Origin of the sequence: Marinobacter sp. MIT930201, from assembly GCF_047122665.1 — a bacterium.
Lineage (GTDB): Bacteria > Pseudomonadota > Gammaproteobacteria > Pseudomonadales > Oleiphilaceae > Marinobacter > Marinobacter salarius.
Window position 1 is genome coordinate 2,857,028 of sequence record NZ_CP138916.1, and the last position, 11,407, is coordinate 2,868,434.

14 protein-coding genes are annotated in these 11,407 nt (G+C 59.1%); 3 read left to right on the forward strand and 11 right to left on the reverse strand.

Features of this window, described 5'->3' with window-relative positions:
* The 9 genes from SIC19_RS13045 to ubiE all read right to left on the reverse strand — a co-directional run bounded on the left by SIC19_RS13045 (nucleotide 1) and on the right by ubiE (nucleotide 6,196).
* A complete protein-coding gene (locus tag SIC19_RS13045) occupies nucleotides 1-720 on the reverse strand; it encodes a 16S rRNA (uracil(1498)-N(3))-methyltransferase (protein WP_036210496.1) in 720 nt (239 codons plus the stop codon).
* Nucleotides 717-1,511, reverse strand: coding sequence for a twin-arginine translocase subunit TatC (tatC, locus tag SIC19_RS13050; RefSeq protein ID WP_036210493.1), 795 nt, complete (start codon nucleotides 1,509-1,511; stop codon nucleotides 717-719). Before tatC ends, SIC19_RS13045 begins: the two co-directional genes overlap by 4 nt.
* Nucleotides 1,508-2,011 carry a Sec-independent protein translocase protein TatB gene (gene tatB / locus SIC19_RS13055; RefSeq protein ID WP_041332557.1) on the reverse strand — a complete coding sequence of 168 codons (504 nt, stop codon included), beginning with the start codon at nucleotides 2,009-2,011 and terminating at the stop codon, nucleotides 1,508-1,510. Before tatB ends, tatC begins: the two co-directional genes overlap by 4 nt.
* A gap of 10 nt (nucleotides 2,012-2,021) precedes the next feature.
* Complete coding sequence (gene tatA / locus SIC19_RS13060; protein WP_007153187.1) at nucleotides 2,022-2,258, reverse strand: twin-arginine translocase TatA/TatE family subunit; 237 nt, start codon at nucleotides 2,256-2,258, stop codon at nucleotides 2,022-2,024.
* A gap of 88 nt (nucleotides 2,259-2,346) precedes the next feature.
* Nucleotides 2,347-2,676 carry a phosphoribosyl-ATP diphosphatase gene (locus SIC19_RS13065; RefSeq protein WP_036210485.1) on the reverse strand — a complete coding sequence of 110 codons (330 nt, stop codon included), beginning with the start codon at nucleotides 2,674-2,676 and terminating at the stop codon, nucleotides 2,347-2,349.
* Nucleotides 2,669-3,106: a phosphoribosyl-AMP cyclohydrolase gene (gene hisI / locus SIC19_RS13070; RefSeq protein ID WP_041332559.1), complete on the reverse strand. Its 438-nt coding sequence runs from the start codon at nucleotides 3,104-3,106 to the stop codon at nucleotides 2,669-2,671. Before hisI ends, SIC19_RS13065 begins: the two co-directional genes overlap by 8 nt.
* 14 nt (nucleotides 3,107-3,120) lie before the next feature.
* Nucleotides 3,121-4,770, reverse strand: a complete 1,650-nt coding sequence (gene ubiB, locus SIC19_RS13075; RefSeq protein ID WP_075194268.1) for a ubiquinone biosynthesis regulatory protein kinase UbiB — start codon at nucleotides 4,768-4,770, stop codon at nucleotides 3,121-3,123.
* On the reverse strand, nucleotides 4,767-5,405 hold the full coding sequence (locus tag SIC19_RS13080; RefSeq protein WP_041335193.1) for an SCP2 domain-containing protein: 639 nt from the start codon (nucleotides 5,403-5,405) through the stop codon (nucleotides 4,767-4,769). The genes ubiB and SIC19_RS13080 overlap by 4 nt, the downstream gene beginning before the upstream one ends.
* Entirely contained in the window at nucleotides 5,405-6,196 is a 792-nt protein-coding gene (gene ubiE / locus SIC19_RS13085; RefSeq protein WP_041335196.1) for a bifunctional demethylmenaquinone methyltransferase/2-methoxy-6-polyprenyl-1,4-benzoquinol methylase UbiE, read from the reverse strand. Before ubiE ends, SIC19_RS13080 begins: the two co-directional genes overlap by 1 nt.
* A 114-nt stretch (nucleotides 6,197-6,310) precedes the next feature.
* Here ubiE and SIC19_RS13090 point away from each other — a divergent pair, with 114 nt between their 5' ends.
* Nucleotides 6,311-6,589, forward strand: a complete 279-nt coding sequence (locus tag SIC19_RS13090) for a polyhydroxyalkanoic acid system family protein (protein ID WP_075194269.1) — start codon at nucleotides 6,311-6,313, stop codon at nucleotides 6,587-6,589.
* A gap of 15 nt (nucleotides 6,590-6,604) precedes the next feature.
* On the opposite strand, the gene SIC19_RS13095 is transcribed toward SIC19_RS13090, so the two are convergent.
* Together SIC19_RS13095 and SIC19_RS13100 are read right to left on the reverse strand one after the other, a co-directional pair.
* Nucleotides 6,605-7,354 (reverse strand): FFLEELY motif protein, encoded by a 750-nt coding sequence (locus SIC19_RS13095; protein ID WP_075194270.1) that lies wholly within the window; start codon nucleotides 7,352-7,354, stop codon nucleotides 6,605-6,607.
* 73 nt (nucleotides 7,355-7,427) lie between these two features.
* Nucleotides 7,428-8,351 (reverse strand): alpha/beta hydrolase, encoded by a 924-nt coding sequence (locus tag SIC19_RS13100; protein WP_075194271.1) that lies wholly within the window; start codon nucleotides 8,349-8,351, stop codon nucleotides 7,428-7,430.
* A 343-nt stretch (nucleotides 8,352-8,694) separates the two neighbouring features.
* Here SIC19_RS13100 and SIC19_RS13105 point away from each other — a divergent pair, with 343 nt between their 5' ends.
* Nucleotides 8,695-10,089: a WS/DGAT domain-containing protein gene (locus tag SIC19_RS13105; RefSeq protein WP_075194272.1), complete on the forward strand. Its 1,395-nt coding sequence runs from the start codon at nucleotides 8,695-8,697 to the stop codon at nucleotides 10,087-10,089.
* 182 nt (nucleotides 10,090-10,271) lie between these two features.
* Nucleotides 10,272-11,375, forward strand: a complete 1,104-nt coding sequence (locus SIC19_RS13110; RefSeq protein WP_075194273.1) for a porin — start codon at nucleotides 10,272-10,274, stop codon at nucleotides 11,373-11,375.
* Nucleotides 11,376-11,407: the final 32 nt, after the last annotated feature.

An 11,407-nucleotide genomic window follows, 5' to 3' on the forward strand; every position in this document is an offset into this window, starting at 1 on the left:
CTAAACGCAGGCGTCGAACAGGCGGCTGACCAGCACAGGTACGGCGGTCTCCACCCGGAGGATACGGTTGCCAAGGTGTACCGCTTCGCAGCCCGCCTCGGTCAGCTTGTCGACTTCATACGGTATGAACCCGCCTTCCGGGCCAACGCACAGGGTGGCGGGTTCGTTGATGTGTGCCGGGCAGGGCGTGCTGGTGCCGGGGTGGGCCACCAGAGCACGGGTATTTCTCAGCAGGGCCGGCAATTCATCTTCCACGAACGGCTTGAACAGCTTGCGGACGTGCAGCCGGGGCAGGTGGGTGTCCCGCGCCTGCTCCAGGCCGAGTACCATGTTTTCCCGCAGATTGTCGTCCGACAGCCACGGCGTTTGCCAGAAGCTTTTCTCCACCTTGTAGGCATTGATCAGCCAGATATCCTTGACGCCAAGGGTTGCGCAGGTCTGCAGTACACGGCGGAACATCTTTGGCCGTGGCATGGCCAGGATCAGCGTCAAGGGCAGTGGGGCTGGCGGTGGTGTGGTTAATTCCACCTGGAGTACGGCCTCGGTATCGTTAAGCCTGACCACGCGACCCGTGCCAATATCGCCGTCCACCAGACCCACAGGTACCAGGTCGCCTTCCGCAACCTTCAGCACTGAATGCAGGTGTGCCAGCCGGCGGCCCGTGAGCACGGCTGTGTCCGTTGCCACGAAATCATCCTGAAACAGTAGCGCCAGGTTCATTCGTTGGAGGCGTCCGTTGCATCAGGGGCTTCCACCTCGCGCCTGGCGAGCCGACCAAACAGAATGCCGAGTTCAAACAACAGCCACATGGGCACCGCCAGCAGGGTCTGGGAGATGATGTCCGGTGGGGTCAGCAACATGCCGATTACGAAGCAGCCCACCACGATGTACGGGCGCTTCGCAGCGAGGTCTTCGGGCGTGGTGGCGCCAGTGAGAATCAGCAGTATGGTGGCGATGGGAATTTCGAAGGCAACCCCGAAAGCGAAGAACATCTTCAGTACGAAATTGAGGTAGCTGCTGATATCCGGCAACTCAACAATGCCTTCCGGGCCGATGGCGGTGAAGAATCCGAACACCAGCGGGAACACCACGTAATAGGCAAAGGCCGCCCCCAGATAAAACAGGACGACCGACGTAAACAGTAAGGGGAACGCCAGTTTCTTCTCATGGGCATACAGGCCCGGCGCAATAAAACTCCAGAGCTGGTAGAGGATCACCGGAATGGCCACGAACACGGCTAGCACCAGGGCCAGTTTCAATGGCGCGAAGAACGGCGAGGTGATGTCCGTTGCGATCATGGTCTGGCCGACTGGCAGCAGGTCCCGCAAGGGTTGCGATATCAGCAGGTAGAGTTCATTGGCAAACGGGTAGATGGCGGCAAAACAGATGATCACCGCCAACACCATTTTCAGCAGGCGGTTGCGCAGCTCCAGCAAATGCTCGATCAGTGGCATTTCCGGCTGTGCATCTTCGGGACGTTGGGCGTTTTTGCCGTCGGGCTGGGTGGTCATGAACGGTTATCCGGCGTGCTTTCCTGTTGTTTCGGGGTGCCATCGGCCGAATGGTCGTGCGTGCTGTCATCCTCTCGTGGCGGATCATCAGGGGCCAGAGAGGCATGTCCGGAACCGTTGGCTGAGGTAGGGTCTTCCTCAGGGTCCATTACGGGCTCTTCGGGTTCGGCAATCCGACGGGTCGCAGGTGCGGGCCGGTGTTTGGGCTTATCGTCGTCGGACAGAACCATGTGTTCGTATTTCTTGGCCTCGTCCAGGGCGCCGCGCACCGACTTCTGGACATCTTCCAGGCCGACGTCGCCGGCTTTGCGCAGTTCTTCGCGAAGCTCTTCCGCCTTGAGCTGACGGTCGAGTTCCGAGGAGAACTGGCTCACCATGCGGCGGGCACCACCAATCCAGCGCCCGGCTGCCCGGGCCGCTGTAGGCAGCCGTTCGGGGCCGAGAACCAGTAACGCAATGACGCCGCAGATCAGCAGCTCGACAAAGCCGATATCAAACATTCAGCCCGTCTCAGCTGTGGGACTTGTCCCGTGGCTTTTCTTCGGCGCGGGCTTCATGAGCTTTCGCGTCGGCATCGTCTGCAATGGCGTCCGGGTCATCGTCCTTCTTGTCGTCTTCGTTCATGGATTTTTTGAACCCACGAATGGCACCGCCGAGATCCCCGCCGATGTTGCGGAGCTTTTTGGTTCCGAACAACAGGATAACAATGCCAAGTACGATTAGGAGTTGCCAGATACTGATGCCCATGCCGGGACCCTCGTCTTAAGGTTTCTGTTACGGTTGATTGTACGCCACTTCGGGGGGCTTCCGGAAACCCTCTTCAGGGTTGCCCGGATCACTGATCCCGGGAGGCTTTTTCTTCAAGGCCAGACAGGTCAAATCGGCTGGCGAGCTCGTCGATGACGTCCTTGGGGCCAAGGCCAAGCCGGGACAGCATCACCATGCTGTGAAACCAGAGGTCGGCGGTTTCATAAACCACGTCCCGGGTTTCACCGGAGTGCTCCGCGTCCTTGGCGGCCAACAACGTCTCGGTGCACTCTTCCCCTACCTTTTCCAGGATCTTGTTGAGCCCCTTCTGGTGCAGACTGGCGACATAGGAGGTTTCCGGATCGGCCTCCTTGCGGGCTTCCAGCACCTGGGCCAATTGCTCAAGAATGTCACTCATGGTTGCTACCTCCCTGTTTGTCACCGTAAATAGCGCCGGGATCCCGCAGAACCGGATCCACGCTCGTCCATTGCCCGCCTTCCAGTTTGCGATAGAAGCAGCTTCGTCGCCCGGTGTGGCAGGCGATTCCGCCTTTCTGTTCAACCTTCAGAAGAATCACGTCTTCATCGCAGTCCAGCCGGATTTCCGAGATCACCTGTTGGTGCCCGGAGGTTTCCCCTTTGCGCCACAATTTGCCGCGGGAACGGGACCAATATACGGCCTGGCCTTCTTCAGCGGTCAGCCGGAGCGACTCTGCGTTCATCCAGGCCATCATCAGGATGTCGCCGGTAGCGGCGTCCTGGGCAATGGCAGGTACCAGCCCATCCGCATTCCAGCGGATTTCCTCTAACCAGTCAGGCGTCCCGACTCTAGCGTTTGAATCTTGCATTTAGATGACTTCCGTCAGTTTTTCCGTTCATGGCCTACAACCAGCCAGGCCGCCACGGCCAGTAAAGCCCAACCATGAACGGGCATGGTCTGTGCGAGGGTGGCAAGGTCGTGGTCGAGGCTCAGCCAGGCCACCCCCGCCAGGGCTGCAGCGGCCAGCCCCCGTCGCCAGCGCCGGTCGGCCCGGGCCCGGTTTTCACGAATAAGTTCCAGTGTAGCGCGACTGGGGTGGTCGTTGGAGCCCGTGTTGCGTAACTGCACCAGCGCGTCGTGTACCAGCTGTGGCATTTCCGGCGACTGCTCCAGCCAGGCGGGCAAATGGGACTGCAGGGATTTGATCAGGCCGGACGGGCCGATGCGTTTGCGCATCCAGGCTTCCAGGAAGGGTTGGGCGGTGCTCCACAGGTCCAGATCCGGGTAAAGCTGGCGCCCCAGACCTTCCACATTCAGCAGGGTTTTCTGCAGCAGTACCAGTTGCGGTTGCACTTCCATGTTGAAGCGCCGCGCCGTCTGGAACAGCCGTAGCAGGAAGTGGCCAAAGGAGATGTCTTTCAGTGGCTTCTCGAAAATCGGCTCGCAAACGGTGCGGATAGCGGCCTCGAATTCGTTGACCCGGGTGTCCGGTGGCACCCAGCCGGACTGGATATGCAACTCGGCGACCTGGCGGTAATCGCGGCGAAAAAACGCCAGCAAATTGCGGGCAAGATAGCTTTGGTCATCCGGTGCAAGAGTGCCAACGATGCCGAAATCGATGGCAATGTACTTGGGGTCGGCCGGGTTGCTGACATCCACGAAAATATTGCCGGGGTGCATGTCGGCGTGAAAGAAGCTGTCCCGGAAGACCTGGGTGAAGAAGATCTCCACCCCTTTCTCTGCCAGTACTTTCAGATTGACACCGGCTTCACGAAGCGCCGGAACGTCGGCAATGGGGATGCCGTGGATGCGCTCCATGACCAGAACGGACTTGCGTGTGTAGTCCCAGTCGATGGAGGGGATATAAATCAGCGATGAGTTCTCGAAATTACGGCGCAGCTGACTGGCGTTGGCGGCTTCGCGTTGCTGGTCGAGTTCGTCATGGATGGTGGAATCGTAGTCCGCCACCACTTCCACCGGGTGCAGCCGACGGCCTTCGGACCAGTAGCGTTCCAGCAGACCGGCCATCATGTACATCAGAGCCAGATCCTGGCGGATGACCCGTTCAATGTCGGGGCGGATGACCTTGACCACGACTTCCCGGCCGTCGAGAAGCCTGGCGGCATGCACCTGGGCGACGGAGGCAGAGGCCATGGGCTCGCGGGAAAACTCCGCAAACAGTTCCGACACCGGCGCACCGAGGGATTTTTCGATAATGCCCTGGGCGACGTCGCCGGGAAAAGGCGGTACCCGGTCCTGCAGGTTTTTGAGGGAAAGCGCCATGTCGTCGGGTAGCAAGTCCCGTCGCGTCGACAGGATCTGGCCGAATTTGACGAATACCGGCCCCAGCTCTTCAAACGCGAGGCGTAGGCGGTCCCCCCGGTCCAGCTTGGGTTTCGGAAACAGGTGCCAGGGGGCCAGCAGGAAGAACACTTTCAGGGGGACAGGCAGTTCCGCCAGCGGTAGAAAGGTGTCCAGCCGGTAGCGGCAGAAGACCCAGGCAATGCGGAACAGGCGTTGCAGGCGCGTCACGGCGTCTCCGTTTGGTCTTGTTGTCTGGGATGCTCCAGCCGCGTGACCCTGGCTTCCAGGCGTTCGGTCTGCAGGTTCAGCCGGTCGATATCGGTAAACGTGGCTTCCAGCTCCCGGCGCCCGGGCAGGCTTCGGCTTTCTTCATGAATATATTCTTCAACATTGGCGTTCAGGGACGCAAACGCCTGTCGGCTCCAGCGAACAGCCCCGCGAACGCGCTGGCCGATAAAATGCGCCGGCACATCACCAATATACCCGGCCATGGCAGCTTCCCAGTCGGGGTCGAGTTGGTCGATGGCGCGCTGGAACTGATGCGCCAGGGCGGTATCGCCAGTCACGTGAATGCGGCCTTCGCTGAAAACTCCGTCATCGCCGGTGGCCAGGGCGGCGAACGCCATGGGGCGGCCGGACAGGATCAAAGCGGGAGCTTCCGAGGGCTGGCTGGCAACCTGAATGCGATCTCCCGCCTGTTGCAGCGTCAGCGTGAGGCCGAGCCCATCCAGCGAAAACTGTACCGGCCCCGTGAGCGCTGACATCAGCGCCTGCTTGCCAGCGGGGTCCAGCGCCAGCGCTCGGTTGAGCGCGCTCTCAATGATAGAGGTGGCGGCAGACAGCAGGGTTGGGCCGGGAAACATCAGGGCTTGATTCCCACATGCAGGGCGACCACGCCACCGGTCATGTTGTAGTACTTGCAATTCACCAGGCCGGCCTCTTCCATCATCGCCTTGAGCGTATCCTGGTCCGGATGCATGCGGATGGACTCGGCCAGGTATTGATAGCTGTTGGAATCGCCGGCAATCAACTGGCCCATCAGCGGCAGCGCGTTGAATGAATACACGTCATAGGCTTTGCTGAGCAGCGGATTCTTGGGTTTGGAAAACTCCAGTACCATTACCTTGCCACCAGGTTTCAGCACCCGGGTCATGTCCCGCAGGGCCTGGTCCTTGTCGGTAACGTTGCGCAGGCCAAAGGCAATGCTCACAGCGTTGAAGCTGTTGTCCGGGAAGGGGAGGTGTTCGGCATCCGCCTGCACGTATTCGATGTTGCCGGCGTAGCCTCGGTCCATCAGCCGGCCCCGGCCAACCTGAAGCATGGACGCATTGATGTCGGCCAGCACAACCTTGCCGGTTGGGCCGACCAGGTCCGAGAACTTCATGGTCAGGTCGCCGGTACCCCCGGCAATATCCAACACCTGGTGCCCCTTGCGGACGCCGGAAAGCTCAATGGTAAAACGCTTCCAGAGGCGGTGGATTCCCATGGACATGAGGTCGTTCATCAGGTCGTACTTGCCGGCCACGGAATGGAACACGTCAGCGACCTGACCCGCTTTCTGGCTTTTCGGCACGTTGCGAAAGCCAAAATGGGTAACGTCGTCTTTCGGTGTTTCCGCCTGCGGCTGGTCGGTAGACGGTTGTTGCTCGCTCATGGGCATGTCCTGTCAGAATCTGAACCCCGTATTCTAACGCTTGCGGGGGTGGCTACAAGTTTAATGCCGCCTTACACTATAAATAGCGCCCGAAATCCTGGAGATATCCGTTTCATGTCAACAATTGATGTACGCCGCACTCATTCCCTCGACAAAGAGCACGCCCGCCAGGCGGCGGAAACCCTGGCTGAGGATCTGTCAAAGCAGTTTGATGTGAACTATCAGTGGGAAGGGGATCATCTCAAGTTCAAACGCAGCGGCGTGAAAGGCCAGTTGGAAATCACCGATAGCAATTTCCATGTTCACCTGGAACTGGGCATGATGCTGCGGCCGTTCAAATCGCGTATTGAGCAGGAAATCCACTCCCAGCTTGATCAGATTCTGAAGGCCTGAGTTCCCCCTATTTCGTTAAAGGTCACTCGGTAGCTCAAATGGTTTCGGGTGGCCGTCCAGGATGTTCTTCATGACCCGCTTCTCTCGCGTGACCAGCCGGTCAATCAGTAGTTCTACATTGTCCATTTTACGGAACGCGGAATAGCCCCGGTGCAGGAAACTGTGCAGATCGCTGAGGCCCGCCATCTCGGCCGGTGCCCGGCTCATTGAAAGCAGCCAGCCAAGGGTGCGGTTGCGGACATAGCGGTCGAGCTGGTGCCCCACCTCAGCCACCAGGGTAATCTGCCGTTCCCGTTGTTCCAGTTGCTGGCTGCTGCGAAAGATCTGGCAGTAGGCGTCGCTGGAAAGTTCGCTGGGAGAAAGGCCGCTTGAATGGCAGAGTTCGGCCAGCTCCAGGTCCAGCCGTTGGGTAATCAGGTTCAGCTCCACCAGCCCGGCGAAGGTGTCCAGCAGGTTGTCCGGGAGCCACTTCACCATCTTCGGGAATACGCGGTCGATGTTGTCGTCGCGTTGGGTCATGCCGGCGGGGGCGTAGAGGTCCGTCAGCAGGAATTCCAGGCCGGTGTGGTAGCCGGGGTGTTGGTAGAGGTCCGCGTGGGTGGCCTTCAGGCGCTCCGCCTGCCAGTCCGCTATCCGGAAGGTGTGTTCCAGCAGGGAGTGGGTGGCTTTGTACTGGCGGAAGTCGTGGTAGTCCAGTAGCAGTAGCTGCAACCGGCGGGCGCTGTCGGAATGGGTTGGGGTAGCGACTAGGCGCTCACGATACATGGGTGTGTGGCTCCACTGGACCTGCAACAGAAACGCGCCAGTTTAGCGGAGCCGGGGCTCGAGTGCAGCTGTGCTAACCCTGGGCCGTCGCCGGCAGGCTCTCAAATCCCGGCACCCATTCCTTGCTGTCGAGTGTAATAAAGTGGCTGGGAGCCTCGGTTTCGACAATCCGCATGGTGGTCGGGCTTTGGCGTGCACTGGCCAACATGGCCTGTCGGTCCAGTATTCGGTCCACAGCCGGTATCAGGAAGGTGCCGTAACGAACCTTGTTGTACACGCTGGTGTCTGTCCTCTCCATCCAGGCCATCAGGTTCTCTATGTTGCGAACAATGGTCAGGTGGTCCTTGGTGGCGGAAAACAGTTTGCCCAGCAGCTGCTTCTTGCGTGGGTTCATTTTGCCGAAGAAGGTTTGACCATAGGCGGATGAGGGAGCGCTGTTTATCAGGCGAATCAGCCAGGGCCACATGCCATGGCTCACCGGCTCCAGTACCGCCGTTACCAGGGCAGAAAGACGTCCCTGGGGCAGAACGGGTGCTTCCAGCACCAATTCCACGTTTTCATACAGTTCCGGCCATTGATTGATGGCCTCAAGGATGACGGCGCCGCCGCGAGAATGGCCATGTACGCGGATGTTGTCGGTGCTGGGCAGGTTCGCCAGGGCCTGGTTGAGAATACAGGCGTCGTACTCGATAGTGCCGTCGAGGTGTTTGATAGGCACTTCCCAGTCCGGTGCTTCGGGCGTTACGCCGTTTACGGGAATGTGATAGTTGCTGCAGGTCAGCAGGATCAGTTCGGTGGTTGGTGCTTCGTAGGCCTGGGTGAAGTAGCAGTGATTTTCCAGAAAACCGTGGACGCCAATAACGGTCTGTTCGGCCTTGCCGCTGTGATTGCGGACGGAAACGGCGCCTGTGCCGACGCGGAAGACTCGCCCTGAGAACATCTCCGAGTAAGCGCTATCGATCGGTTTTATCAGTTTTCGTACATGGCTCGCTTTCATGACTGCTCTCCTTCAGCACCTGATGCCTGCCTTTTATTGGTCTTTATGGGCGCTGGTACATTCAGTTGTACCGATTTCTGCCACCGCAGGTATTGGCACTGATTACTGTTTTTACGCTCAGCCAGGGCCAATAGACGTTTGGCGAACAGTGCGTAAAGGCACGTGTAGTGCCTAATAGCCATTTCATCAAGCCTTATTCCCAGTATAGGGGTGAAAGGTTACTTCCGTGTAACTTTTTGTAACTACGTGACGCCGACAGCCTTATGGAGCCTTCAGGGCTTGTCTGGCACAATGCGGGGTCAACTTTCCATTTCTTGCAGCATTTATCCGGGGACAGACAGGTTTGAGTCAAAAGGAATCGCATCTGCTGTTGCCTGTGGACTCGGCCTGGCTGGCTCTTGAGCGGCCCGAAAACCCCATGACGATTACCGTTATGTTGCGGGTGGAAGGGCTCACGGAAGCCCGGTTGCTGGAATTCCTGCGTATTTACTGGCTTGCCTGGGAGCGTTTTCGCTATATGCCGGTTCGCCGCGCCCCTGGCTGGTGGTGGGAAAAGGACCCGGTATTTTCGCTCCATCATCACCTGCAGGTGGTCGGCGGCGAGCTGGACCGGCAGGCCTTGCAGGACTGGGTGTCAGCCCGGTTGAACCAGCCATTGCCCACGTACCGTCCGCTCTGGAAATTCTGGCTGCTTCCCGATGCCGAGGGCGGCGCCGTACTCCTTTTGCGCATGCACCACTGCTACGCCGACGGGCTCTCCCTGCAGGGCATATTTGACCGGTTGTGCCCGCCGTCACCGCAACAGGCGCCGGTGCTTTACGGCGCGGCGGAACAGGCGGACATGGGGCGTTGGGGAAGAGCCGCCAATGCCTGGCTGCGTGAGCTGACGGCTAGTGAGTGGCCGCGGGAAGAGGCGGGTCCGGGGGGCGATATTCCCCGCAACGGTGGCACCGCCGGTCGCAATGCCCTGGAGCGGGCGACCTGGAAAAGTGTCAAGCTGGTCAATGAGCTCAGCCAGTTCCTGGTAGAGCCGGAAGATACGGACTCCTCCCTTAAGCGGTCGCTATTGGGACGTCGCCAGTGCCGCTGGTCGCAGCCCGTGGCGCTTGAACGTTTTCGCCGGATTGCCACGCTTACCAGCGTTACCATCAACGATGTGTTACTCAGTTGCGTGGCGTCTGCAGTCCGCAATCGGCTTGTCGCCGACGATACCGATATGGATGAGGCGGTGCTTCACGCGGCGGTGCCAGTGGATATCCGCAACCGCCTGCCGGAAGGGGTAAAGCCGGAGCCCGGTACTCTGGGTAACTATTTCGGGACCGTGTTCGTGCCGTTGCCGGTGGACGGTGAAAGTTCCCTGGAGCGGCTGTTCCGCATCAAGCATGAAACCCGCAAGCTCAAGAAAAGTTGGCAGCCCGGCCTGTCCTGGGCGCTGACAGGCAGCGCACCGCTGATTCCCGAAGCCTGGCGTCAACCTGTGGCGGATCTGTTCTACCGCAAGGCCAGTGCGGTGGTGTCCAATGTTCCCGGTACTCGTGAGCAACGCTACCTGGCCGGCTGCCGTATTCTAGAACAGATGTTCTGGGTACCCCAGGCCGGGGATATCGGGCTTGGCGTCAGCATTGTCAGCTACGCCGGTCAGGTCCAGTTTGGCGTGGTGGCTGATGAGGCTGTTATGGCCGATCCGGAGTCCTTTCTCGATGATTGCCTGCAGGAGTTGGAGTGCTTCCCAATCTGACGGGTAGTAGTTCCAAAGTTCTGTTTTCATAGCCTCCTAAAAGATCAGAAAACCTGCCCCCTTGGCGCATTTTCCACCCCCGCTGCTTCGCCGACCATTGAATTCAGGCGAAAGAATGCGCCTGAGACACGGGTAACCACCCGCTGCTCAACACCCAGATTCAATAAAAACCGGGGGAGTTTATGAACAACAACAATTTCCGAAAGTCAGGGCTGGCCATCGCGATGGTTGGTGCGATGTCGGTCAGTGCCGGCGCAAACGCGGCAATCGAAGTGTACAACGAAGACGGAACCAGCTTTTCCGTGGACGGCTATTTCAACGCCTTCTACGTTAACCGTGACGACAAGCTGAACGACACTCGCAATTCCGACGTGAAAATGGGGTTCCTGCCCAATACGATCGGTTTCAACTTCAGTAAGGAAATGGGCGACCTGACTCTGGGTGGCCGGTCTTCGTTCTGGTCCACCATCAACGACAGCCTGCAGTCACCGACAGATACCGCCATCGATGTGCGTCAGTTGTACGCCACGGTAGATGGTTCTTTCGGTCAGGTTCTGATTGGTAAGGACTTTGGTCTTTACGCCCGCTCCAACATCTTCCTGGACGAAATCCTGATGGGCTTCGGTTCTCCGGGGGCAGCCACCGGCGTTTCCTTTGGTAATATCCGCACTGGCTACCCTTATCCCAATCCCTCTGCCCAGATTACCTATCGGACCCCGGATATGGGCGGCTTGAAGGTGGCTGCTGGTATTTTTGAGCCTGCCAATACCACACCGGGTGCGGAGTCAGAACAGTCCGCGCCGCGTTTCGAAGCAGAGGTTACCTACAGTGCGGACCTGAACGGCCTGGCGTTGACAGGCTGGGTTAATGGTCGCCATCAGAGTTCCGAGAACGCAACCACGGAAGTGGACAGCCAGGGCCTTGGTTACGGCCTTAAGGCGTCGGTTGCAGGGCTGTCGCTGACGGCCTCCGGCTTCACTTCTGAGGGAGACGTGCCTGTATTGCTGACAGATGCGGCCCTGGCTTCCGAAGAGGACGCCGACGGCTATTTGCTTCAGGGATCCTATACCCTTGGCGCCAATCGGCTGGTGCTGTCCTACGGCGAAACGGACTCTGACCAGGGGGATTTTGAAACAGAGAACACCTCGGTCGCGGTCTTCCATGATGTAAACAGCAACTTCAAGCTGGTTGCCGAATACAACATGTTTGAGCAGACCACGAAGTCCACCGGCGCGGATGCAGCAGAGTTCGACACCCTGGCGCTGGGTGCTGTGATCACGTTCTGAGTGTTTGAAGAGAGCCCCAGCACCGGCAAGGA